The organism is Stenotrophomonas maltophilia group sp. msm4, assembly GCF_032025605.1.
Taxonomy (GTDB): domain Bacteria; phylum Pseudomonadota; class Gammaproteobacteria; order Xanthomonadales; family Xanthomonadaceae; genus Stenotrophomonas; species Stenotrophomonas sepilia.
The window spans coordinates 372,619-397,169 of record NZ_JAVSKK010000002.1 but is presented as its reverse complement, the minus strand read 5'-3'; the positions used below and the strand labels follow the sequence as shown (position 1 = coordinate 397,169).

Genomic DNA, 24,551 nt, shown 5'->3' with positions numbered 1-24,551 from the left:
AACGATTACCTCCTGGTTCCCCCGCATGACCCAACTCGCCTCCAGCTACGACCCGACGTCCTTCGAGACCGACCTCTACGAGGCCTGGGAGAAGGCCGGCCACTTCAAGCCGTCCGGCACGGGCGAGCCGTACACCATCCTGCTGCCGCCGCCGAACGTGACCGGCACCCTGCACATGGGCCACGCCTTCCAGCAGACCCTGATGGACGCGCTGGTGCGCTACCACCGCATGCGCGGCTACGACACGCTGTGGCAGGTCGGTACCGACCACGCCGGCATCGCCACCGAAATGGTGGTCAGCCGCAACCTGGCGCTGGAAGGCAAGGGCGAGACCCGCGATTCGCTGGGCCGCGAAGGCTTCATCGGCAAGGTCTGGGAGTGGAAGCAGCAATCCGGCGACACCATCGAACGCCAGATGCGTCGCCTTGGCACCTCCGCCGACTGGTCGCGCAGCACCTTCACCATGGACCCGCAGCCGTCGGCGGCGGTCAATGAAGCCTTCGTGCGCTGGTACGAGCAGGGCCTGATCTACCGCGGCCAGCGCCTGGTGAACTGGGACCCGGTGCTGAAGACCGCCATTTCCGACCTGGAAGTGGAGAGCGCCGAGGAAGACGGCTTCCTGTGGTCGATCGCCTACACGCTGGACGAAGGCCTGAGCTACGAGCACGTCGAGCGCGATGCCGACGGCGTGGAAACCCTGCGCGAAACCCGCGACTACCTGGTCGTCGCCACCACCCGCCCGGAAACCCTGCTGGGCGATACCGCGGTGATGGTGCACCCGGAAGACGAGCGTTACGCGCACCTGATCGGCAAGAGCGTGGTGCTGCCGCTGACCGGCCGCCGCGTGCCGGTGATCGCCGACGACTACGTGGACCGCGCGTTCGGCACCGGCGTGGTCAAGGTCACTCCGGCGCATGATTTCAATGACTATGAAGTGGGCGTGCGCCACAGCCTGCCGATGATCAACCTGTTCACCCCGGTGGCGGCGCTGAACGAGAATGCGCCGGAACGCTTCCAGGGCCTGGACCGCTATGAAGCGCGCAAGGCGGTGCTGGCCGAACTGGAAGACCTGGGCATCCTGGTCGAGACCAAGGCGCACAAGCTGCAGGTGCCGCGCGGCGACCGTACCGGCCAGGTGATCGAGCCGTACCTGACCGACCAGTGGTTCGTGAAGATGGACGACCTGGCCAAGCGTGGCCTGGAACTGGTCGAGGACGGAAGCATTTCCTTCGTGCCGCCGAACTGGATCAACACCTACCGCCACTGGATGAACAACATCCAGGACTGGTGCATCAGCCGCCAGCTGTGGTGGGGCCACCGCATCCCGGCGTGGTTCGATGCCGCCACCGGCAACTGCTACGTCGGTCGCAGCGAAGAGGAAGTGCGCGCCAAGCACAACCTGGGCAGCGACGTGGTGCTGAACCAGGAAAGCGACGTGCTGGAGACCTGGTTCTCCTCGCAGCTGTGGCCGTTCTCCACCCTGGGCTGGCCGAACGAGCAGGCCATGGCCGAGCGTGGCTTCGACCGCTACCTGCCGTCGTCGGTGCTGATCACCGGCTTCGACATCATCTTCTTCTGGGTGGCGCGCATGATCATGGCCACCGACAACCTGGTCGGGAAGATCCCGTTCAAGGATGTCTACTTCACCGGCCTGATCCGCGACGGCCAGGGCCAGAAGATGTCCAAGAGCAAGGGCAACGTGCTCGACCCGCTGGACATCATCGACGGCATCACCATCGACGATCTGGTTGCCAAGCGCACCGGCGGCCTGATGCAGCCGAAGATGGTCGAGAAGATCGAGAAGGCCACCCGCAAGGAATTCCCGGACGGCATCGCCGCCCACGGTGCCGACGCGCTGCGCTTCACCATCGCCGCGCTGGCCACCCACGGCCGCGACATCAAGTTCGACATGAACCGCGCCGAGGGCTACAAGAACTTCTGCAACAAGCTGTGGAACGCCAGCCGCTTCGCCCTGATGAACACCGAAGGCGCTGCGTTCACCGGCGTGCCCAAGCCGCGCACCGATGCCGAGCGCTGGATCCTCGCGCGCCTGGCCGCCACCACCGCCGAGGCACAGGGGCATTTCGCCGCGTATCGCTTCGACCTGCTGGCGCAGTGCCTGTACGAGTTCGCCTGGAACGCGTTCTGCGACTGGTTCCTGGAGCTGAGCAAGCCGGCCTTGAACGGTGCCGACGCGGCTGATGCCGAAAGCACCCGCCACACCCTGCTGTACGTGCTGGAAGCGCTGCTGCGCCTGCTGCACCCGCTCACGCCGTTCATCACCGAACAGCTGTGGCAGCAGCTGGCCCCGCGCCTGGGCCTGGCCGAAACCACGCTGTCGCTGCGCCCGTACCCGACCGCCGCCGAATTCGCCGGTGATTTCGCCCAGGCCGAGGCCGACGTGGAATGGCTGAAGGCGGTGATCAGCGCGGTGCGTCGCGTGCGCAGCGAACTGAACGTCGCACCGTCCAAGCAGGTGCCGCTGCGCCTGCAGGCCGGCCTGGCGCAGGACCGCGTGCGCATCGAACGCTTCAGCACCTCGCTGTCGTTCCTGCTGAAGCTGGACAGCATCCAGTGGCTGGCCGAAGGCGAAAGCGCACCGCCGGCGGCCGCCGCGATCGTGGGCGAGCTGAAGCTGCTGGTGCCGCTGGAAGGCCTGGTCGATCTCGATGCCGAGCGCGTGCGCCTGGACAAGGAAATCGCTCGCGTCGAAGCCGAAAAGGAGAAGAGCGAGACCAAGCTGGCCAGGTTCACCGACAAGGTGCCGCCGGCCGTGGTCGAGCAGGAGCGCGTGCGCCTGGCCGACTGGAACACCCAGCTGGCCGGCCTGCGCGAACAGCGCGCGAAGCTGTAACGCCGCGCTCTGGTGCGTGCCAACCAAGGTTGGCACCTACCACGCCGGGAGAGGTTGGCACCCACCCAAGCGAAATGGGAAACGCCGGGCGATGCCCGGCGTTTCCATTTCCCCCGCATGGCATCATCGCCGGATGCCTCTTTCGATCTTCCTGCTGGTTCTCGCCGCTGCGGCACTGCATGCCAGCTGGAATGCGATCGTCAAGCGCGGGCCGGACAAGTTCCTCGGCACCGTGCTGGTCACCGGCAGCGCCGCGCTGCTGTCGGCCGCCGCCCTGCCCTTCCTGCCTTTTCCCGCCGCGCACAGCTGGCCCTGGCTGGGCGCATCGGTGCTGTTGCAGGTGACCTATTACGGGCTGGTCGCACGCTGTTACCAGCAGGTCGACATGAGCCTGGCCTACCCGCTGATGCGTGGCAGCGCGCCGATCCTGGTCGCACTGGCGGGCACCCTGCTCGGTGAGCCATTGCCCGCTGCAGCGTGGCTGGGCGTGGTGCTGGTGAGCACCGGTATCCTGTGCATGGCAGTGGGTGCGCGCGGCGGCCAACTGCGCCTGCCGCTGCTGACCGCAGCGATGATCGCCACCTACACGCTGGTCGACGCGCACGGCGCACGCCAGTCCGGCAACGCGCTCAGCTACACGTTGTGGTTGTTCCTGCTGTCGGGCATCCCGCTGCCGCTGTGGGCGGTGTACACGCGCGGCAGCGCGGTGCTGGACTATGCACGGCAGCATTGGCCGCTGGGGCTGGCCGGCGGCGTCGGCACCACCGCCTCCTATGCGATGGCGCTGTGGGCCATGACGCAGGTGCCGGTGGCGATGGTCTCGGCGCTGCGCGAATCCTCGATCCTGTTCGCGCTGCTGATCTCGGTGTTCCTGCTGCGCGAACGGATACCCCGCGCGCGCTGGCTGGCGGCGTCGCTCATCATCGGTGGCGTGCTGGCGTTGCGGCTGGCGTGATGGGCGCGTTGGTAGTGCCGGCCGCTGGCCGGCAACCCGTCTGCGTCACAGCGGCGGCATCGCCTGCAGGTCGCCGTCGACCAGCTCGATGGCCATCACCACCGCATCCTCGCGGCCCTGTGCAGCCGGGTAGTAGCGCGGGCGGCGGCCGATCTCGTTGAAGCCTTCGCTGTGGTACAGCGCCAGTGCCGGCGTATTAGATGGGCGCACTTCCAGAAACACGCGCTGTGCGCCGCGATCGGCGGCCAGCTGCACCAGTGCGCGCAGCAGCTGGCGGCCCAGCCCGCGCGACTGTGCCAGTGGATCGATGCAGATGTTGAGCACGTGCGCTTCATCCGCGGCGATGCTGAGCACGCCATAGCCGACCAGCAGGCCATCACGCTCCATCGCCAGGCCGGGATAACCGGCGCGCAGGCAGTCGATGAAGATGCCGCGGGTCCAGGGAAACGGATAGCCCCGCAGCTCGATCGCCATCACGGCATTGAGGTCGCTCTCGCGCAGCGCACGCAGGCTGACCGGGCCGGGCCGGGTTACCGCGCTCACGGCGTGCCCCGCTTGCGCAGGGCACGCAGCTGCGGCCACAGCGCACGCTTGGCGGCCGGGTCGCGGCGCAGCTGGTCCAGCGGCCAGCTGTCCATCAGCATCTGGGTGGCCGGGTCGTTCGGGTTGCAGCCGGAGGCGCGCAGCAATGCGATCTGCAGGCGATCGGGCAGGCGTACCACCGGCTGGCGTGCGTTGCCGCTGGGCAGCGGGCGCTCAGCCGCCGGCACGGTATCCGGGGCACTGACCGGCGTTTCGCGGCGCGGCGGTGCCGGGCGTTCCGCGCGTACTGCGGTCGCGGGCGCGGTATGGGCGTCGCGCGGCGGCACAGCAGCCCGCACCGGCTCCGGCTCCGGCGGAGCAACACTGGCTTCGGCCACGCTCAACTGCAATGCGGCATCCAGCTCGGCGGCCAGCTGGCCGTCGTGATAGACGGTATAGCCCATGGCCTGCAGCCAGGCCTGCTGGGCCGGTGACCACAGCACGGGCAGGTCCTGGCTCACGCGGCCTCGGGCTTCTTGCGCATGCGCTGCCCGGCCCACATCACCGGGCCGGACAAGGCGTACAGGATGCCGACCGCGAACAGCACGCGCGGCAGGTCGATGACCGCAATCGCGATCGCCACCGGCACCAGTGCCAGCACCAGGAACGGCACGCGATCCGAACGGGTGCCCTTGGCATCGCCGCCCTTGAAGCTCCAGAAACGGATACGGCTGACCATCAGCAGCGCAGCGATGATCGTCACCGCCAGCGCCACGTAACGCAGCTGGTTGCCATCCCAGCCCAGGTTGCCGTCGGCAAACGCCCAGACGAAGGACATCATCAGGCCCGCTGCGGCCGGGCTGGCCAGGCCGACGAACCAGCGCTTGTCGACCACCGCCACCTGCGTGTTGAAGCGGGCCAGGCGCAGCGCCGCGCAGGCCGCATACAGGAAGGCCACGGCCCAGCCGACGCGGCCGAGGAGCGGATCGTCGAACTTCAGCCACGACAGCGACCAGTGGTACATCACCAGCGCCGGGGCCATGCCGAAGCTGACCAGGTCGGCCAGCGAGTCGTACTGCACGCCGAATTCGCTGCTGGTACCGGTCAGGCGCGCCACGCGCCCGTCCAGGCCATCCATCACCGCCGCCACGAACACGGCGATGCTGGCGTTGACGAAATCCCCGTTGGCCGCGGCGATGATCGCGTAGAAACCGGAGAACAGGCCGGCGGTGGTGAACAGGTTGGGCAACAGGTAAATCGTGCGCGAGCGCGGCGGCGGTGTGATCGGGTCCATGGAATCCAGTTTAATCGACTTGCCAGTGCTCGGCGCCAATGCTGCAATCGGCGTTCTACGCCCATTCCGTGGAGTTTGCCATGCGTGCCCTGTCCTGCCTTGGATGCCTGCTGCTGTTGGCCAGTGCCAACGCCGTGGCCGGTCCCGTGTACAAATGGAAGGACGCCCATGGCGTGACGCAGTACTCGGAGACCCCACCAGCGGGCAAGAAGTACGAGACCCGCGAGCAGGCCCGCACCCCGCAGGCCGCGACCAGCACCGAGCCCCCGGCCGCGCCGGTTCCCGAGCAGTGCAGCACGGCCCGGGCCAACCTGGCCCTGCTGGACGGCGGTGGCCAGGTGATGCAGGACACCGATGGTGATGGCAAGGCCGATACCCCGTTGACCCCGGAGCAGCACACCGCACAGAAGGGGTTGGCTGAAGCGGCGATCAAGGCCTACTGCCCAGCACAATGAGGGTATCGGCAGGGCTTGCAGCCCTGCACCCGCAGAGGCAACAGCAAGGGCAACAGCCGGCTCTGGGCTTTCTGTGGGGTGGCGGGGCGGTGTGGGCACGAGCCGCATGGATGCGGCGACCGAGCCTGCATGGACGTATTCACGGCGCCCCCGCAACCGGACCCACCCCGCCATCCCACGGGAAACCCGCTGTTGCTTCGGCTGTTGCTTCTGAGGTTGCCGGCCAGCGGCCGGCACTACGGCGGGTGCAGGGCGCAGCCCTGCCGATACCCCTCCCCCCGGCCGGGCTGGCAGAATAGACGTCTCTGCCGTTATCCAAAGCCGACGATGCGCCTCTCCCAGTTCCACCTGCACACCACCAAGGAAACCCCCAGCGACGCCGAGCTGACCAGCCACCGGCTGATGCTGCGCGCGGGCATGATCCGCAAGCTGGCATCGGGCCTGTACACCTGGTCGCCGCTGGGCCTGCGTGTGCTGCGCAAGGTCGAGCGCATTGTTCGCGAGGAAATGGACCGGGCCGGCGCGGTGGAATTCCAGATCCCGACCATCCAGCCGAAGGAACTGTGGGAGCAGACCGGCCGCTGGCAGAAGTTCGGCCCGCAGCTGCTGAAGATCAAGGACCGCAAGGACCAGGTGTTCTGCTACAGCCCGACCGCCGAAGAAGCCGCCTGCGACTTCGCGCGCAGCGAGCTGTCCAGCTACAAGCAGCTGCCGGTGAACTTCTACCAGATTCAGACCAAGTTCCGCGACGAGATCCGCCCGCGCTTCGGCGTGATGCGCGCGCGCGAGTTCCTGATGAAGGACGCCTATTCGTTCCACCTGCACGATGAGTGCCTGGTGCGCGAGTACGAGAACATGAAGTCGGCCTACAGCCGCATCTTCACCCGCCTCGGCCTGGATTTCCGCATGGTGCAGGCAGACTCCGGCGCGATCGGTGGCGATGCTTCGCAGGAGTTCCACGTGATCGCCGATTCCGGCGAAGACGCCCTGGTGTTCTCCACCGGTTCGGACTACGCGGCCAACATGGAGGCGGCGATCGCCGCCGATCCGGCACCGCGTGCGGCCGCCTCCGAAACAATGCGCAAGGTGGATACCCCCACCCAGAAGACCTGCGAGGACGTCGCGGCCCTGCTCGGCATCGACCTGCAGCGCACGGTGAAGTCGGTGGCACTGATCGCCGGCGAAGGCGAGGCACAGCAGTTCGTGCTGGTGCTGGTGCGTGGCGACCACGAAGTCAACGAGATCAAGCTGGCCAAGGTCGCCGGCCTGGACGAGCAGCGGTTCGCCAGCGAAGCGGAGATCGCCGAGTACCTGGGCAGCGTGCCGGGCTTCCTCGGCCCGGTCGCCCCGGCCAAGGCCATCCGCGTGGTCGCCGATCGCGAAGTGGCGGCGATGTCCGACTTCGTCGTTGGCGCCAACGAGGCCGGTTTCCACCTGGCCGGCGTCAACTGGGGCCGCGACCTGCCGGAGCCGGAAGTGGCCGACATCCGCAACGTGCGTGCCGGCGATCGCGCCGTGGACGGCGGTGAACTGAAGATCGCCCGCGGCATCGAGGTCGGCCATGTGTTCCAGCTCGGCCGCAAGTACGCCGAGGCGCTGGACGCCACCGTGCTGGACGAGAACGGCAAGGCAGCGGTGATGGCGATGGGCTGCTACGGCATCGGCATCTCGCGGGTGGTGGCTGCCGCGATCGAACAGAACCATGACGAGGCCGGCATCATCTGGCCGGACGCGATGGCGCCGTGGCAGGTGGTGGTGTGCGTGATCAATCCGAAGGGCGACGCCGCCGTGGCCGATGCCGCGGCCAGCCTGCTGCAGGAACTGCGCGACGCCGGCCTGGACGCCGCGCTTGACGACCGTGGCCTGCGTCCCGGCGCGATGTTCGCCGACATGGAACTGATCGGCATTCCGCATCGCGTGGTGGTCAGCGAACGCGGCCTGGCCGCCGGCACCTACGAGTACCGCGCGCGCCGCGCCAGCGAGGCGGAGAGCCTGGACAAGGCCACCCTGCTGCAGCGACTGCAGGGCTGACGTGGAAAGACCGGGGCCTGCCCCGGTCTTTTTTTTTTTGGCGCGCGGCCTTTCCCTATATTGCAGCGGACATAATCCGGTCAAAATCACCGCGATAGCGTCTGCATGCCGCCACGCCATGACCCGCCTGCATTTGTGCTGTGATTAATTCATCTCTATTCTGTCCGCCGACGCCATGGACTGGCTTGTCCCGTCCACACATTAGTTTCCGGAGTAACCGTAAATGAGCATTGACCTGACCGGCCTGTCAGCACGCGAGCTGGGCGCCCTGATCCGTACCGCCAAGAAGCAGCAGACCATCGTCGCCAAGCGCCGGCCGATCACCAAGGTGCGCGCCCAGCTGACCAAGCTGGCCAAGACCGAGGGCTACACCATCGAGGAACTGTTCGGCGACGCCCCGGCACCGCGCGCGCGCAAGGTGGCCAAGGTCGCCAAGGCACCGTCGAAGACCGCCGGCCGCAAGCTGGGCAAGGTTGCCCCGAAGTACCGCAACCCGGCCAACCCCAAGGAAACCTGGACCGGCCGTGGCAAGCAGCCGCGCTGGATGGCTGAACTGACCGCCAAGGGCAACAAGAAGCCGGAAGATTTCCTGATCAAGAAGGCCTGAGGCCGGATCGGGGAGCAATAAAAAACGCCGGCGAAAGCCGGCGTTTCCTGTTTGTAGAGCCGCGCCCACGCTCGGCTATCCATATGCAAAGCCGAGCGTGGGCTCGGCTCTTATCTCTTCCGACTCTGGCACCTTAGGTGCCGAGAGCCCGGCGCGGACGACCGTTCGGCTCTAGGTCTTTTCGATCGCTCTGTAGCAAGGATCTCCGCGCCGGTTTCTCCCTGATCCGCCCGAACAGTTGATCGAGCTGGCACTCGTACTGATAAGACTGGGCAAGCGGGGGGAGCTCTCGACCCTGTCAGCCTAGCGGAGTTGCCCCATGTTTGGGATCGGGATCGATGTCAGCGGTGAGAATCTGGATGTGGCCGTCCATGAACAGGCCTTCCGTCAGTTCAAGAACAACAAGCGGGGCTGGGCCAGTCTGATCAGATGGCTGCAGCGGTGGCCAGCCAAGCAGGTCGTGCTGGAGGCCAGCGGCGGCTATGAACAGAAGGCGCTGGACGCCTTGCACGAAGCTGGCTTGCCGATGGTGCGGATCAACCCGGGCCGTGGCCGCAGTTTCGCCTCAGCCACCGGGAAGCAGGCCAAGACCGATCGCATCGATGCCATGGTTCTGGCTCACATGGCCGACGTTCTCAAGCTGACCCGTTACGTCCCGCCAGCAGCCTGGCAACGCCGTCTGGGTGAGCTCTGCCAGCGTCGGCGCCATCTGGTGCAGATGCGGGTGAGCGAGCATCAGCGCATGCGTGCGTTCAGCGAACCAAGCCTGATTTCCATGCTGAATCAGCATCTGCGTGAGATCCAGAAAACCATCAAGCAGCTCGATACCACCATCGCAGCGCTCTTGGCTGAGCAGGAAGGATGGCATGACTTTGCCAAGCTCAAAGGCGCTGGCCCGGTGCTGATGGCAACCCTGGCCTGCGAGCTGCCGGAGCTGGGAAGACTAAGTGGGAAAGCCATCGCGGCCTTGGTAGGGGTTGCCCCCATGAACCGGGAAAGCGGCAACTGGAAAGGACGACGGAGCATCACCGGCGGCCGGGCCGTTGTACGCGAAGCGCTCTACATGGCAGCGCTGACCGCCAAACGCTATGAGCCCCGGCTCAAGGAATTCTTTGAATCCCTCGTCAACCAAGGCAAGCCGGGCAAGGTGGCCCTGGTCGCGGTGATGCGCAAGATGCTGGTGATCCTCAACGCCCGCAAGCGTGACGCGGAGGCCCAGATGGCCTCCGCCTGACAAGACAGTTGCTACAGGGTCTTGCGCGCCGGCATCAGCAGGTTGCCGAACAGCAGGCCCGCCACCAGCGCCATCACCACGTTCAGAACGGTGAGGAACACGCTCTGGCCGGCGCCCACGTCCTGCTGCTGGACCAGGGTCAGCACGCCACGCAGGCTGGTGCTGCCGGGCACCATCATGATGATGCCCGGCAGGCGGATGATCGCGCCCGGACGCCCGACCAGGCGTCCGAACAGGTTGCCACCGGCGGTCAGCAGCATTGCCGACAGGAAGATACCGGCCGGTGCGCCCCAGGCGTGGCCGCCGAACTTGGAGATCGCATAACCGGCCACCGAGGCGGCAATCACCCACGGATAATCGCGGCGATTGGCCTTGAACAGCATCGCGAAGGCAAATGCGGCGGTCAGCAGCGAGCCCCATTCCACCCACGGCCCCTGCGGCCGCGCGGCCCGGATCACCGGGTCCAGGCCGAGCACATCGGCCAGGGTCACCGCGATCATCGCGCCGACGCTGAGCTTCATGATGGTGGTCAGTGCGCCGGCAAAGCGCGCGGTACCCGATACCCAGTGCTGGCTGGCCAGCTCATTGACCGCATTGGTCAGCGACATGCCGGGCAGCAGCACCACCAGCGAGGCGATGATCACGGTATTGAGGTTGAGCGCACCAATGAACGACGCGACCAGGGTGGCGACCATGCCGGCCAGCAGCGCCGCCAGTGCCTCGGCGGCTTCGCGGGTGGCCGGGCGGCGATCGGTGACCATGCCGAGCAGGCCGATCATCAGGCCGATGACACCGGCGGTGGCGATGTCCAGCCACGGCAGCTTCCACATGCCGGCCACGCCAGCCGCGCCGAGGGTGAACGACAGGATGGTGCGCAGCTTGCCGCGTCGGCCCGGATCCTTGTCCAGCTGGCGCAGCGCAGTGTGGCCCTGGGCGATGCTCATCCGCCCGTTGGACACTTCTTCGGCGATGTGGTCGGCAACGCTGAGCTTGTGCAGGTCGTTCTCACCCGGTGCCAGGCGGATCACGCGGGTGATGTCGCTGGAGCCGATCGCCTGGGCCGGATCGCTGAAGCTGAGGATGATACCGGTGGGATTCGACCACGGTTCACAATCCAGATCGAGCTGGCGGGCCAGGGCAACCACCGCCGTTTCCAGGCGCTGGGCCGTGGTGCCATAGCTGTGCAGGCGTCCGGCGATCTCGGAAACGAAGGCCACGCGCTGTGCGTAGGTGGCCTGGGGTGTGGGGATCGTGTGAGCATCAGCGGACATGCGCCGTAGTATTACCTACGCTGGGGCCCGCCGGAGAAATTCATCCAAGTTCGACGCGAAGCCCGATACAGGTTATGCTGCGACCCGAATGGCCCACGTCACCCCGAACCTCGCTCCCCAGCTCGAACAGGATGCCCACGACCCGGGCCTGATCCGCCTGTCCGGCACCTGGACCTTGAAGACCGCGCTGGCCGCGGCCGAAGTCCTGCGCGGCGTTCCCGACGCGCTGACCGGCATCGATGCCACCGGCATCGAGCAGCTCGATTCGGCCGGCGTGCTGCAGGTGCTGCGCGTGGCCCATCGCGCCGATCTCCACGAAGACGCGCTGCAGTTCCGCCCGGACCACCAGGCGCTGGTGTGCACCATCGAGGAAGTGGCCGATGACCGGCCCAAGGCCAAGCGCGATTTCGGCGTGCTGGCCGCGCTGGAGCGGCTGGGCGTCAGCGTCCACGCCACCGGCCACAACATCAAGGCCCTGTGCAGTTTCCTCGGCGAGAACCTGGTCAAGGCGGCGCGGCTGGTCAAGGAACCCCGCCGCTTCCGGCTGACCGCCACCGTGCATCAGATGGAGCAGGTCGGGCTGGATGCGGTGCCGCTGGTGGCGCTGTTGTCCTACCTGGTGGGTGCGGTGATCGCGTTCCTCGGCTCGACCATCCTGCGCGACTTCGGCGCCGAGATCTACGTGGTCGAGCTGGTCAACATCGCCTTCCTGCGCGAGTTCGCGGTGCTGCTGACCGCGATCGTGCTGGCCGGCCGCACCGCCAGTGCGTTCACCGCGCAGATCGGTGCGATGAAGGCACGCGAGGAGATCGATGCGATGCGTACGCTGGGCCTGGACCCGGTCGACCTGCTGGTGCTGCCACGCTTGCTCGCCCTGCTGGTCACCCTGCCCTTGCTGACCTTCATCGCGATGATCGCCGGCCTGGCCGGCGGCATCACCGTCGGTGCGTTCGACCTCGACATCCCGCCGCAGATGTACATCGCGCGCATGCACGAGACGATGGAAGTGCGGCACCTGCTGGTGGGCCTGTCGAAGGCGCCGGTGTTCGCCCTGGTGATCGGCCTGATCGGCTGCCTGGAAGGGCTGAAGGTGGAAGGCACCGCGCAGTCGGTCGGCGAGCGCACCACTTCCAGCGTGGTGCAGACGATCTCGCTGGTGATCATCATCGACGCCTTCGCGGCGTTGTGGTTCATGCACATGGACTGGTGACATGAGCACATCCGCCCTCCCCGAATCCATCGACATGCACGACGACCAGGGCCACGAACTGGCCATCCGCGTGCGTGGCCTGGTCAACCGGTTCGGCAGCCAGACCGTGCACGAAGACCTGGATCTGGACGTACGCCGCGGCGAGATCCTGGGCGTGGTCGGCGGCTCCGGCACCGGCAAGTCGGTGCTGATGCGCTCGATCCTCGGCCTGCGTGTGCCGGATGCTGGGCAGATCGAAGTCCTCGGCCGCGATGCGCGTGCCGACGACGCCGAGAGCCGCCTGCACATCGAACGCAATACCGGCGTGCTGTTCCAGGACGGTGCCCTGTTCTCGTCGCTGACCGTGGGTGAGAACGTCCAGGTGCCGTTGAAGGAACACCACCGCGAACTGCCCGAGCGCTGGCACTACGAACTGGCGCTGCTGAAAGTGAAACTGGCCGGCCTGCCCGCCGACGCGATCAACAAGCTGCCCTCGCAGCTCTCCGGCGGCATGCGCAAGCGCGCCGGCCTGGCCCGGGCGCTGGCGCTGGATCCGCCGCTGCTGTTCCTGGACGAACCCACCGCCGGCCTCGACCCGATCGGCGCGGCCGCCTTCGACCGCCTGATCAAGACGCTGCAGGAAGCGCTGGGGCTGACCGTGTTCCTGATCACCCACGACCTGGACACGCTGTACGCCATCTGCGATCGCGTCGCCGTGCTGGCCGACCGCAGGGTGGTGGCCAATGCGCCGCTGCCGGACATCGAGAAACTGGATCATCCGTGGATCCAGGAATACTTCCACGGACCCCGCGCGCGCGCCGCGCGTGGCGAACAGATCGAGAGTGCCTGAGCCATGGAAACCAAAGCCAACTACGTGCTGATCGGCGCGTTCACCCTGATCACCGGCCTGGCCCTGCTGGCCTTCGGCCTGTGGGCGGCCAAGTACTCCTCCGACCGCACCTGGCAGGAGTACCGCGTGGTCTTCCGCGAAGCGGTGACCGGCCTGTCGGTGGGCAGCCCGGTGCAGTACAACGGCATCGCGGTGGGCTCGATCACCGAACTGAACCTGGTGCCCGACGACCCGCGCCAGGTGGTCGCGCGCATCCGCCTGAACTCCAACACGCCGGTCAAGACCGATACCCGCGCCAAGCTGGCGATCACCAGCCTGACCGGCCCGTCGATCATCCAGCTCAGCGGCGGCACGCCGCAGTCGCCGGCGCTGACCACGGTCAACAAGGATCCGGCACCGATCATCCCGACCACGCCCTCGGCGCTGCAGAACATCACCGATGTGGCCAACCGCATCGTCGAGCGCATGGACCAGATCCTCAGCGACCGCAACGTGGCTTCGATCAACGCCACGCTGGCCAACCTGGAGACGATCAGCGGCGGCCTGGCCGACCGCGACCAGGGCACGCAGGCGCTGCTGCTCAGCGCGCGCGATGCCGCCCGTAGCCTGGACACCACGCTGAAGACCACCAACGGCACCATCGAGCGCCTGGACAAGAACCTGGTGCAGCAGCTGCCCGGCATCATCGACAAGCTCGACGCGACCCTGGCCAAGCTCGACTCGGCCGCCGGCAATGCCGATTCGATCCTTGGCGAGAACCGCGCCGCGATCAACAGCTTCGCCAACGATGGCCTTGGCCAGCTGGGCCCGACGCTGACCGAACTGCGCGGCCTGATCCGCGACCTGCGCCGGGTCAGCGACCGTCTCGAGAACAACCCCGCGCGCTACCTGCTGGGCCGCGACGCACCGAAGGAGTTCGAACCCCAATGAGCACGCCCCCCCTTCCGCGCCTGCTGCTGGCCGCTTCGATGGTCGGCCTGCTGGGCGGCTGCTCCATCCTCGGCAGCAGCGAGAAAACTGCGGTGACGCTGTACTCACCGTCCGTGCAGGTCAAGGCGGACCCCGCGTGGCCGCAGGCCAGCTGGCAGCTGGTGCTGGCCAAGCCCAGCGCCGCGCGCATGGTCGACAGCCCGCGCATCAACGTGCGGCCGACGCCGTCGCAGCTTGAGATCTACAAGGGGGCCAGCTGGGCGCAGCCGGCCACCGACATGATCGAGGACACCCTGCTGCGTGGCTTCGAGGATTCCGGCCGCATCCGCGGCGTGGCCCGCAGCACTGCCGGCATCCGCGCCGACTACAAGCTGTCCACCGACGTGCGCCGCTTCGAATCGGATTACCAGGGCCAGGCCACGCCGACCGTGGTGATCGAGGTCAACGCCAAGCTGATCCATGTCGCCGACCAGCGCGTGGTGGCCGACCGCACCTTCCGCCAGGCGCAGCCGGTCGGCAGCACCGACGTACCGGCGGTGACCGCGGCGTTCGAGCGCGGCCTGCAGCAGCTGGCACAGGATGTGGTGGGCTGGACGCTGGTGAGCGGGCAGGCCGATCAACCTAACGTCGCGCGCTGATCGATCAGCGCGGCGCAATCCAGCGGAACGTCAGGTTGATCCGTTCACCCTGCACCCGTGCCATCTTCGGAAGCGCGTGCTGGTAGAACCTCTGCGTCTGCCCCGCCATTACCAGCAGATCGCCATGGCCGAGCAGGAATTCAGCCTTGCGCGCCGGATCGTCGCGTCGGCGCAGCAGGAAACGGCGCGCCGCACCCAGGCTCAGCGACGCGATCACCGGGGCCGGTCCCAGCTCCGGCTCGTCATCGCTGTGCCAGCCCATGTAGTCACCGCCACCGCGATAGCGGTTCAGCAGCACGCTGTTGAAGCGGCCGTAGCCTTCGGCCTGCAGGCGCTCGCGCACGGCCTGCAACACCGGCGGCCACGGATGCGGCACGAACTCGGCACCGGAGTAGCGGTAACGCGCCTGCGGGTCGCCGATCCAGCAGCTCAGCCGCGGCGAGTCCACCCAGTTGCCGAACATGCGGATGCGATGGGTTTCCCAGGGCACTTCGGCCAGCAGCGCTCCCATGAGCCGGTCGGCGTTGGCAGCGTCCAGCCAGCCCGGCAGGTGCTGGACGTTGGCGTCGGGCAGGTCATTGGGAAACAGCATGGTCACACGCTAGCACGCCGCCTCGCGGCCAGCGACTATGATGGACGTCCGTACCACTACGCCCCCCCGATGAATATGACGTTGAAGCACTCCTGGTATAGCCTCAAATGGCGGTCGCACCAGGCATCGCGGCGGCTGACTCTGGTGATCCGGAATCTGCAAGATGTTGGCCTGGTCGGCACCCTGTGCAAGATCAAGATCGCCTTGCGTCGGCATGCAACTGCAGAAGCACATGGGACGCCATCCTGTTACTCTGACACTCTCTATGGACGCAGCCCTGCCGCGCCCTCTTCCCAGGCCCGATACGTGCTTGTACTAGACGCGAATGCCCCGGATCCCACTCGCGATTCCGGCTCGGTAAGAATGGGCAGGATCCTGCAGTCCATAAGCGAGCTGGGATTCCGCCCGGTCTTCATGCCAGACAACGGGATTGTCAGCGCCAGCAACAAAAGCTACCTAGATGGCATCGGCGTAGAGCTAATTGGTGTTCCCGGTCGTCCCAGACTCGATCAATGGCTGAATGTCCACAGCCATCAGGTTCGTGCTGCCCTGCTTAGTCGGCACCACGTCGCGGCAGCGCACATCGCGCTGATCCGTGACCACGGCGTTGGTAAAGTCATCTTTGATACTGTCGATCTGCATCATGTCCGCGAACAGCGCGCCGCAGATCTGCGGCAGGACGCGAAGCTGCAACGCCAAGCGGTACGGACAAGACAGAGTGAAATCGCCCTGATCAAGGCCAGCGATGCAACGCTGGTGGTCAGTCAGGCGGAACTGGAAATGTTGAAGGCCGAACTACCGGGCACCGATATCCGGCTCCTGTCCAATATCCACGATGTACGCGGTGAAACACGCCGCTTCCAGGAAACTGCTGGCGTGTACTTCGTTGGAGGCTACTCCCACCACCCGAACCAGGAAGCCCTGGAATGGCTGGTCAACGAGATTTATCCACGGATCAGGGCGCAACGACCGGAAATTGTCCTGCACCTGATTGGCGAAATCCCTGAAGTTGTTGCTGCACGATACGCGCGCGAAGGCGTGGTTGTTCATGGGCATGTGGCATCACTCAAGCCATTTCTTGGGGGATGCAGGATCGCCCTGGCTCCGCTGTTGTCTGGGGCGGGAGTCAAAGGCAAAGTCAACGAAGCAATGAGCTATGGCATCCCGGTTGTAGCCACACCGATCGCTGCCGAGGGCATGTTCCTCGTAGATGGCAGGAACGCCCTGATTGCAGCCGATGCTGAAGAATTCAGTGCAGCAGTCCTGCGCCTGTACTCGGATGAGGTGCTGTGGTCGCGCCTCTCGGAACAGGGCTACCACAACATCCGTGACCACTTCTCCAGCGATGCCGCACGCAGGAGTCTCGAGGAACTCCTGCGCGCTTGACAATCCGTGCTGGACGATCTACTCAATTGCGAACGAGCGCCACGCCGGTCTTTTCCTTCAGCTCTTCATCGCTGACACCCGGCGCGGCCTCCACCAGCAGCAGGCCCTTGTCAGTCACGTCGAACACGGCCAGATCGGTGATGATGCGGTCGACCACGCCAACACCCGTCAACGGCAGCGTGCATTCGGCCAGGATCTTGTGCTCGCCGTTCTTGGCGGTGTGCTCCATCAGCACCACCACGCGCTGCACGCCGGCCACCAGGTCCATCGCACCGCCCATGCCCTTGACCATCTTGCCGGGCACCATCCAGTTGGCCAGATCGCCCTTGTCGGTCACCTGCATCGCACCGAGGATGGCCAGGTTGACGTGGCCACCGCGGATCATCGCGAAGCTGTCGTGGCTGCCGAAGTAGCTGGCGCCCGCACGTGCGGTGACGGTCTGCTTGCCGGCATTGATCAGGTCAGCGTCGACTTCAGCGTCGGTCGGGAACGGGCCGATGCCGAGCAGGCCGTTCTCCGACTGCAGCCACACGTCCACGCCTTCGGGAATGTGGTTGGCGACCAGCGTCGGCAGGCCGATGCCCAGGTTCACGTAGGCGCCATCGGTCAGTTCCTGGGCGGCACGGGCCGCCATTTCATCGCGGGTCCACGCCATGTCAGTTGCCCTCCGCGCGGATGGTGCGCTGTTCGATTCGCTTCTCAGGATGCGCGTTGTGCACGATGCGGTGCACATAGATGCCCGGCAGGTGCACCTGGTCCGGGTCGATGGCGCCGACCGGCACGACCTCTTCAACCTCCACGATGCAGACCTTGCCCGCCATCGCACAGGCCGGGTTGAAGTTGCGTGCGGTCTTGCGGAACACCAGGTTGCCAGCCTCGTCGGCCTTCCAGGCCTTGACCAGTGCCACGTCGGCGCGCAACGCGGTTTCCATCACGTAGTGCTTGCCGTCGAACGCGCGGGTCTCCTTGCCCTCGGCCACCACCGTGCCATAGCCGGTGGCAGTGAAGAACGCAGGGATGCCCGCGCCGCCGGCACGCAGGCGCTCGGCCAGGGTGCCCTGCGGATTGAATTCCAATTCGAGCTCGCCGGCCAGGAACTGGCGTTCGAACTCCTTGTTCTCGCCCACGTAGGACGAGATCATCTTCTTGATCTGCCGCGTTTCCAGCAGCTGGCCCAGGCCGAAGCCATCGACGCCAGCATTGTTGGAGATCACGGTCAGGCCTTTGGCGCCGCTGTCGCGCAGCGCAGCGATCAGCGCCTCGGGAATGCCACACAGGCCAAAGCCACCCACGGCCAGGGTCTGGCCATCGGCGACCACCCCCTGCAGGGCCTCCGCCGCACTGGCGTAGCGCTTGCCGCGCTTTCCGCCGGAAGTCGATTGCTGCATTGCTGTACTACCCTGCACGTTGAGGATGACGGCATTCTAGCTGGAGGGCGGCGAAGGGCCTGGATGCGCCGCAGCATTGACGGAGCACCGGGCGGGCATTGGGTAGAATGAGCGATTCCCCCCCAGAAGGGTGCTTCAGCGCCTGCGCCCCTCCATCTACGATGACGCTGACCTTCACCGATGAAGACCTGTTCCGCTGGATCGACGAATGGACACTGCAGAAAAGCGAGCGGTGCCTGGGGGGCGTGCGCAACCGGCAACTTCGCGAGGGCCTGCTGACGGCCGAAGTGCAGGGTTCGGCCAGGCATCCCTACCACGTGGAGATCGATCTGGCCGCCAGTATGCGCACCGCGCGCAGCCGCTTGCAGAGTGCCTGCTCCTGCCCCGTCGGCCGCGCCTGCAAGCATGTGGCGGCGGTGCTGGTCTCCCACATGCTGGAACCGCTGGCCATGGATGAGAGCCCCCTGACCGAACAGGACCTGGCGCAACCGCCGCGTGCTGAACTGCTGGCGGATCTCTCGCGTTGGCAGAGCGCCCGGATCCGGCCGGCCCAGCCACGCCGGAACGGTGTCATCTTCGAACTGTCCACCTACAACCATCGCCCCGCCGTGCTGGTCCGGCGCGTCAAGTACGGTGCCGATGGTGCGATCAGCCCGGGCAAGTGGATGGATATCACCGCAGACCTGCTGCTGGAGCCTCCCGCATACCTCACCCCGACTGATCTGGCGGTGATGATCCAGCTACGCACCCAGCGGCAGCCCGCGACGAAAGACGAATGGATCGACTTCGCGGCCACCCTGCAGCTGATCGTCTCCAGCGGCCATGGCTGGGTCTCATGTGGTACGCAGGACGTGCTGGCCCGGTCGGGCGCTCCACGCCGCGGCGAACTGGGCTGGGTCGTTGACATGGCGCAGGGCGCGACGCTGCTGGAACCCACGTTGAGCGTGGAGGGCGGCGCCAGAGGCGTGGTCCTGGGCCGGAGTGCGTGCTATCTGGACCCGGTCACCGGCGAGGTCGGTCCACTGCAGCTGGATGTCAGGCCCGAAGACGCCGACGCGTTCCTGAGCCTGCCCAGTTTGTTACCCAATGAAGCGTCGGTGGTCGCACAGATGCTGCAGCAAATCGACCCTGCGCTGCCGCGCCCCGGTGCGAGCGACACGCTGCCCACCCTGCAGATCACTTCGATGATTCCTGTGCTGCGCCTGCATACGATCGAGTTCCGGCCGGCATGGCTTGGCCGTGGCGACGCTTCGCAATGGGCCGATATCGCGACCGTGGCCTTCGAATACGACGAGCACATCCGGTTCCTGGACGATCCGAGCCTGTTCGCACACGATCCGGAGGGCCAGCTTGCCCTGCTGCCCCGCGACCTGGCTGAGGAATCACGGCGTGAGGCCGAGCTGCGCACGGTGGGACTGCATCGCGACACGGCTCCGCGGGCGCCATTGGAGGGCGCAGGACCTCAATTCCAGCTGCGCACCCATGATTGGACACGGTTTCTGCTGGACGACGTGCCGCGCCTGGAGGCCTTGGGCTGGAAGGTGGAGACGGACGACGATTTCCGCCATCGCATCACCCGGGTGGATGTGATCGACCTGGACATCCAAGCGGACCCGGCGGATGCGGGCTGGTTCAACCTGGGCCTGGATATTCAGGTGGAAGGCCGCAACGTGTCGATGGTTCCGCTGCTGCAGCAGGTGCTGCAGTCCGATCCCCGCTGGATGCGTGGCCAGCTGGACGCCATCGGCGACGATGAGAACATCCTGTTGACGACGGGCGACAACACGTGTCTGGCACTGCGGGCCGCACGACTGAAGCCGATCATGGCCCTGTTGGCGGACCTGTTCGCCCAGCGCGGCGCGCCGCTGCGCCTGTCTGCGCTTGACCGTGGCCGCCTGCAGGCGCTGCAGGACACGGCGCACCTGCAGTTCCGGGGGCGCGACACCCAGGCGCTGGTGCAGCGGCTGATGCAGGCACCCGCATTGGGTGAAGTGCCGCCGCCGGCAGGGCTGGTGGCAACGCTGCGTCCCTATCAGCGCGAAGGCCTGTCGTGGCTGCAGTACCTGCGCCAGCAGGGCCTGGGGGGCGTGCTGGCCGATGACATGGGGCTGGGCAAGACCGTACAGACGCTGGCGCATGTGCTGGTCGAGAAGGAAGCCGGCCGCCTGGACCGTCCAGCGCTGCTGGTGGTGCCCACTTCGCTGCTGCACAACTGGCAGAGCGAAGCGGCACGCTTCACCCCGGGCCTGCGCGTGCTGACCCTGCATGGACCGGCACGTGAAACGCTGTTCGAGGCGATTCCCGGGCACGACCTTGTACTCACCACCTACCCTCTGCTGTGGCGCGACGAGCAGGCGCTGCAGGCACATGCCTACCATCTGCTGATTCTGGATGAAGCCCAGCAGGTGAAGAATCCGAAGTCACGCGCGGCCATCACCCTGCGCACGCTGCAGGCGCGCCACCGGCTGTGCCTGACCGGCACGCCGCTGGAAAACCACCTGGGCGAACTGTGGACGCAGTTCGACTTCCTGCTGCCCGGCCTGCTCGGCAGCGAGAAACAGTTCAACCAGCATTGGCGCCATCCGATCGAACGTGGCAGCGACCACCGCCGCGCCACCTTGCTGGCGCAACGGCTGCGTCCGTTCATCCTGCGCCGGCGCAAGGACCAGGTGGCGTCAGAGCTTCCGCCCAAGACCCTCATTACGCGTGCAGTGGAAATGGAAGGCGGCCAGCGTGATCTCTATGAAACCGTGCGCGCAGCGATGGAAAAGCAGGTGCGCGAGGCCATCAGCGGCAGCGGGCTGGCGCGCAGCCATATCGTGGTGCTGGATGCGTTGCTGAAGCTGCGCCAGGTCTGCTGCGATCCGCGCCTGCTGCCGGGCGACGCCCCGGCCCGCAATGCCGGTTCGGCCAAGCTGGAGCTGCTGCGCGACATGTTGCCGTCGATGGTCGAGGAAGGCCGGCGCATCCTGCTGTTCTCGCAGTTCACCGGCATGCTCACGCTGATCGCGCAGGCGTTGGATGATCTGGGCCTGGCCTATGTGACTCTGACCGGAGACACCCAGGACAGAGCCACGCCGGTGCAGCGCTTCATGCAAGGCGAGGTGCCGGTATTCCTGATCAGCCTGAAGGCAGGTGGCGTCGGGTTGAATCTGACCGCCGCCGATACCGTCATCCACTTCGATCCGTGGTGGAACCCGGCGGCCGAAAACCAGGCCAGCGATCGCGCCCATCGCATCGGCCAGCAGCAACCGGTGTTCATTTACCGGCTGATCGCCGCAGGCAGCATCGAAGAACGGATTGCCGAGCTGCAGGAGCGCAAGGCCACGCTGGCCAACTCCATTCTCGAAGGCGGCGGCGCTACGGGGCCGCGCTTCAACGAAGAAGATGTACAGGCGCTGCTGGCGCCGTTGCCGGGCCTGCCCGGCAAGCGTTTGCGTAAAGCGGGCAAGCGGTCGACGCGAACCTGACCCTCGGACGCCAGTCACATGGCGTTGCGCCATGGAAACGATTCCCATACAGGACTGGGACTACAATCGTGGGCTGAGCTCCCCAAGGATCCCGATCGATGCCCCTGCCCGCCTTCAAGGCCTATGACATCCGCGGCCGCGTGCCGGAAGAACTGAACGAAGACCTGGCCCGCCGCATCGGCGTCGCCCTGGCCGCGCAGCTCGCTCCCGGTCCAGTGGTCCTCGGCCACGACGTGCGCCTGACCAGCCCCGCGCTGCAGGACGCATTGGCCGCAGGCCTGCGCGGTACAGGGCGCGAGGTGATCGACATCGGCCTGTGCGGCACGGAAGAAGTCTATTTCCAGACTGACCATCTGGGCGCGGCCGGTGGCGTGATGGTCACCGCCAGCCACAACCCGATGGACTACAACGGCATGAAGCTGGTCAAGGAGAACGCGCGCCCGATCAGTTCGGATACCGGCCTGTTCGCGATTTCCGATGCGGTCGCCGCCGATACGTCTGACGCCCAGCCGCCGCGCGCCGGACAGAGCGCCCAGCATGACAAGAGCGCGTACATCCAGCATCTGCTGAGCTATGTCGATCCTGGCAAGCTGCGACCCCTGAAGCTGGTGGTCAACGCCGGCAACGGCGGCGCCGGTGCCATCGTCGACCTGCTGGCACCGCACCTGCCGTTCGAGTTCATCCGCATCTGCCACGAACCGGACGGCAGCTTCCCCAATGGCATTCCCAACCCACTGCTGCCGGAGAACCGCGCCGCCACCGCCGACGCGGTGCGCGAGCACGGCGCCGATTTCGGCATTGCCTGGGACGGTGACTTCGACCGTTGCTTCTTCTTCGACCATACCGGCCGCTTCATCGAGGGCTACTACCTGGTCGGCCTGCTGGCCAAGGCGATCCTGGCGCGCAAGCCGGGCGGCAAGGTCGTGCATGACCCGCGCCTGGTCTGGAACACCGTGGACATGGTCGAGCAGGCCGGCGGTGTACCGGTGCAGTGCAAGAGCGGCCACGCTTTCATCAAGGAAAAGATGCGCGCCGAAGACGCGGTGTACGGCGGCGAGATGAGCGCCCACCACTACTTCCGCGAGTTCGCCTATGCAGACTCCGGCATGATCCCGTGGTTGCTGATCGCCCAGCTGGTTTCCGAAAGCGGGCGCTCGCTGGCCGACTGGGTCGAAGACCGCATGTCCGCCTATCCGTGCAGTGGCGAGATCAACTTCAAGGTGGCCGATGCCAAGGCCGCCGTCGCGCGCGTGATGGAGCATTTCGCGGCGCAGTCGCCCACCCTGGACCACACCGATGGCATCAGTGCCGACTTCGGCGACTGGCGCTTCAACCTGCGCAGCTCCAACACCGAGCCGCTGCTGCGCCTGAATGTTGAAGCCCGTGGCGATGCCGCGCTGATGCAGGCGCGCACCGACGACATCTCCCGCCTCATCCAGCAGTAACCGAGGAACGCATGAGCAGCATCCAGCCCGTCATCCTGTCCGGTGGATCCGGTACCCGCCTGTGGCCGCTTTCGCGCGAGGCGTATCCGAAGCAGTTCCTGCCCTTGGCGGGTGAACTGACGATGCTGCAGGCCACCTGGAAGCGCGTCGCCCCGATTGCCGCACGTGGACCGCTGGTGATCGCCAACGAAGAGCACCGTTTCGTCGCCGCCGAGCAGCTGCAGCAGGTCGGCGCCGAGCCAGCCGCGATCATCCTTGAGCCGGTTGGTCGCAACACCGCCCCGGCGATCGCGGTGGCCGCGCTGGAAGCCACCCGCGACGGCGCCGACGCCCTGCTGCTGGTGCTGCCCTCCGATCATGTGATCACCCACGAGACTGCATTCCGCAGCGCCGTCGAGGCCGCTGCCGCTGCTGCCGAAGCTGGAAAGCTGGTGACCTTCGGCATCGTGCCGACCGGCCCGGAAACCGGCTACGGCTATATCAAGGCCGCCGATGGCCAGGGGTTGCGCGCGGTCGAGCGCTTCGTCGAGAAGCCCGACCTGGACACCGCCACCGGCTACGTCAGCAGCGGCCAGTACTACTGGAACAGTGGCATGTTCCTGTTCAAGGCCTCGCGCTACCTGCAGGAGCTGGAACGCTTCCAGCCCGCCATGCTGGCCGGCAGCCGCCAGGCCTGGCAGCAGGCGCGCCGCGATGCCGATTTCACCCGCCTGGACAAGGATGCCTTCACTGCCGTTCCGTCCGATTCCATCGACTATGCGGTGATGGAGAAGACCGCCGATGCCGTGGTGATTCCACTGGATGCGGGCTGGAACGATGTCGGTTCGTGGACTGCGCTGCGCGATGTCTCGCAGCAGGACGGCGATGGCAACGCCCACCAGGGCGACGTGATCGCCATCGACTGCCGCAATACCTATGCCTACGCACAGCGCCTGGTGGCGCTGGTCGGGCTGGATGACGTGGTGGTGGTGGAAACCGACGACGCGGTGCTGGTCGGCAAGGCCGACCGCATGCAGGAGGTCAAGACGGTGGTCGCTCAGCTCAAGGCCGAAGGCCGCAGCGAGGCCACCTGGCATCGCAAGGTCTATCGCCCGTGGGGTGCCTACGATTCGATCGACAACGGCGAGCGTTTCCAGGTCAAGCGGATAACGGTCAAGCCCGGTGGCACGCTGAGCCTGCAGATGCACCACCATCGCGCCGAGCACTGGATCGTGGTCAGCGGCACCGCCGAGGTGACGCGTGGCGATGAAGTGATCCTGCTCAGCGAGAACCAGAGCACCTACATTCCGCTGGGCGTGACCCACCGCCTGCGCAACCCGGGCAAGCTGCCGCTGGAACTGATCGAAGTGCAGTCCGGCAGCTATCTGGGTGAGGATGACATCGTGCGGTTCGAGGATACCTACGGGCGCAGCTAAGAGAAGAAGGCCGGTCTTTGACCGG

The 24,551-nt window shown here is 66.4% G+C and carries 21 protein-coding genes; 14 read left to right on the top strand and 7 right to left on the bottom strand.

Features of this window, described 5'->3' with window-relative positions; translation table 11 throughout:
* Positions 1–25 precede the first annotated feature (25 nt).
* Positions 26–2,854 carry a valine--tRNA ligase gene (locus ROV93_RS10945; protein ID WP_180890787.1) on the top strand — a complete coding sequence of 943 codons (2,829 nt, stop codon included), beginning with the start codon at positions 26–28 and terminating at the stop codon, positions 2,852–2,854.
* Positions 2,855–2,987: 133 nt separating this feature from the next.
* On the top strand, positions 2,988–3,809 hold the full coding sequence (locus tag ROV93_RS10940; RefSeq protein WP_072168872.1) for an EamA family transporter: 822 nt from the start codon (positions 2,988–2,990) through the stop codon (positions 3,807–3,809).
* A gap of 45 nt (positions 3,810–3,854) precedes the next feature.
* On the opposite strand, the gene rimI is transcribed toward ROV93_RS10940, so the two are convergent.
* From rimI to pssA, 3 genes are read right to left on the bottom strand one after another with little or no spacing between them, the layout of a single operon-like run.
* Positions 3,855–4,352 (bottom strand): ribosomal protein S18-alanine N-acetyltransferase, encoded by a 498-nt coding sequence (gene rimI / locus ROV93_RS10935; protein WP_049465109.1) that lies wholly within the window; start codon positions 4,350–4,352, stop codon positions 3,855–3,857.
* Positions 4,349–4,852 (bottom strand): hypothetical protein, encoded by a 504-nt coding sequence (locus tag ROV93_RS10930; protein WP_072168871.1) that lies wholly within the window; start codon positions 4,850–4,852, stop codon positions 4,349–4,351. Before ROV93_RS10930 ends, rimI begins: the two co-directional genes overlap by 4 nt.
* Positions 4,849–5,625, bottom strand: a complete 777-nt coding sequence (gene pssA, locus ROV93_RS10925) for a CDP-diacylglycerol--serine O-phosphatidyltransferase (protein WP_111008221.1) — start codon at positions 5,623–5,625, stop codon at positions 4,849–4,851. Before pssA ends, ROV93_RS10930 begins: the two co-directional genes overlap by 4 nt.
* A gap of 80 nt (positions 5,626–5,705) precedes the next feature.
* Between pssA and ROV93_RS10920 the strand changes: the two genes are divergently transcribed.
* From ROV93_RS10920 to ROV93_RS10905, 4 genes are all read left to right on the top strand, one after another.
* Positions 5,706–6,080 carry a DUF4124 domain-containing protein gene (locus ROV93_RS10920; RefSeq protein ID WP_312539744.1) on the top strand — a complete coding sequence of 125 codons (375 nt, stop codon included), beginning with the start codon at positions 5,706–5,708 and terminating at the stop codon, positions 6,078–6,080.
* A 327-nt stretch (positions 6,081–6,407) separates the two neighbouring features.
* Complete coding sequence (locus ROV93_RS10915; RefSeq protein WP_072168869.1) at positions 6,408–8,111, top strand: proline--tRNA ligase; 1,704 nt, start codon at positions 6,408–6,410, stop codon at positions 8,109–8,111.
* 223 nt (positions 8,112–8,334) lie between these two features.
* Entirely contained in the window at positions 8,335–8,718 is a 384-nt protein-coding gene (locus ROV93_RS10910; protein WP_005415203.1) for an H-NS histone family protein, read from the top strand.
* A gap of 319 nt (positions 8,719–9,037) precedes the next feature.
* Positions 9,038–9,952, top strand: a complete 915-nt coding sequence (locus ROV93_RS10905; RefSeq protein ID WP_269777539.1) for an IS110 family transposase — start codon at positions 9,038–9,040, stop codon at positions 9,950–9,952.
* 11 nt (positions 9,953–9,963) lie between these two features.
* Here ROV93_RS10905 and ROV93_RS10900 read toward each other — a convergent pair whose 3' ends face one another.
* Positions 9,964–11,223 carry a threonine/serine exporter family protein gene (locus ROV93_RS10900; protein WP_046428410.1) on the bottom strand — a complete coding sequence of 420 codons (1,260 nt, stop codon included), beginning with the start codon at positions 11,221–11,223 and terminating at the stop codon, positions 9,964–9,966.
* 88 nt (positions 11,224–11,311) lie between these two features.
* Here ROV93_RS10900 and ROV93_RS10895 point away from each other — a divergent pair, with 88 nt between their 5' ends.
* Genes ROV93_RS10895 through ROV93_RS10880 form a run of 4 tightly spaced genes read left to right on the top strand, consistent with a single transcriptional unit; the run spans position 11,312 to position 14,830 of the window.
* A complete protein-coding gene (locus tag ROV93_RS10895; RefSeq protein WP_065179137.1) occupies positions 11,312–12,433 on the top strand; it encodes an ABC transporter permease in 1,122 nt (373 codons plus the stop codon).
* A 1-nt stretch (position 12,434) separates the two neighbouring features.
* Entirely contained in the window at positions 12,435–13,262 is an 828-nt protein-coding gene (locus tag ROV93_RS10890) for an ABC transporter ATP-binding protein (RefSeq protein WP_072167780.1), read from the top strand.
* Between the two features lie 3 nt (positions 13,263–13,265).
* Positions 13,266–14,192 carry an MlaD family protein gene (locus ROV93_RS10885; RefSeq protein ID WP_049465312.1) on the top strand — a complete coding sequence of 309 codons (927 nt, stop codon included), beginning with the start codon at positions 13,266–13,268 and terminating at the stop codon, positions 14,190–14,192.
* Entirely contained in the window at positions 14,189–14,830 is a 642-nt protein-coding gene (locus ROV93_RS10880; RefSeq protein ID WP_151354777.1) for an ABC-type transport auxiliary lipoprotein family protein, read from the top strand. The genes ROV93_RS10885 and ROV93_RS10880 overlap by 4 nt, the downstream gene beginning before the upstream one ends.
* A gap of 4 nt (positions 14,831–14,834) precedes the next feature.
* On the opposite strand, the gene ROV93_RS10875 is transcribed toward ROV93_RS10880, so the two are convergent.
* On the bottom strand, positions 14,835–15,422 hold the full coding sequence (locus ROV93_RS10875) for an alpha-ketoglutarate-dependent dioxygenase AlkB (protein WP_072167821.1): 588 nt from the start codon (positions 15,420–15,422) through the stop codon (positions 14,835–14,837).
* 363 nt (positions 15,423–15,785) lie between these two features.
* Here ROV93_RS10875 and ROV93_RS10870 point away from each other — a divergent pair, with 363 nt between their 5' ends.
* The gene (locus tag ROV93_RS10870; protein ID WP_176698781.1) at positions 15,786–16,808 is read left to right on the top strand and encodes a glycosyltransferase; all 1,023 of its coding nucleotides are present in this window, start codon (positions 15,786–15,788) and stop codon (positions 16,806–16,808) included.
* Between the two features lie 22 nt (positions 16,809–16,830).
* Here the strand turns inward: ROV93_RS10870 and ROV93_RS10865 are convergent, their stop codons facing one another.
* Together ROV93_RS10865 and ROV93_RS10860 are read right to left on the bottom strand one after the other, a co-directional pair.
* Positions 16,831–17,463, bottom strand: coding sequence for a CoA transferase subunit B (locus ROV93_RS10865; protein WP_072167776.1), 633 nt, complete (start codon positions 17,461–17,463; stop codon positions 16,831–16,833).
* Position 17,464: 1 nt separating this feature from the next.
* Positions 17,465–18,196 (bottom strand): CoA transferase subunit A, encoded by a 732-nt coding sequence (locus tag ROV93_RS10860; protein WP_072167775.1) that lies wholly within the window; start codon positions 18,194–18,196, stop codon positions 17,465–17,467.
* A gap of 161 nt (positions 18,197–18,357) precedes the next feature.
* On the opposite strand from ROV93_RS10860, the gene ROV93_RS10855 reads away from it, so the two are divergent.
* From ROV93_RS10855 to ROV93_RS10845, 3 genes are all read left to right on the top strand, one after another.
* Positions 18,358–21,666, top strand: coding sequence for a DEAD/DEAH box helicase (locus ROV93_RS10855; protein ID WP_072167774.1), 3,309 nt, complete (start codon positions 18,358–18,360; stop codon positions 21,664–21,666).
* 98 nt (positions 21,667–21,764) lie between these two features.
* On the top strand, positions 21,765–23,111 hold the full coding sequence (locus ROV93_RS10850; RefSeq protein ID WP_072167773.1) for a phosphomannomutase: 1,347 nt from the start codon (positions 21,765–21,767) through the stop codon (positions 23,109–23,111).
* Positions 23,112–23,122: 11 nt separating this feature from the next.
* Positions 23,123–24,526: a mannose-1-phosphate guanylyltransferase/mannose-6-phosphate isomerase gene (locus tag ROV93_RS10845; protein ID WP_072167772.1), complete on the top strand. Its 1,404-nt coding sequence runs from the start codon at positions 23,123–23,125 to the stop codon at positions 24,524–24,526.
* Positions 24,527–24,551: the final 25 nt, after the last annotated feature.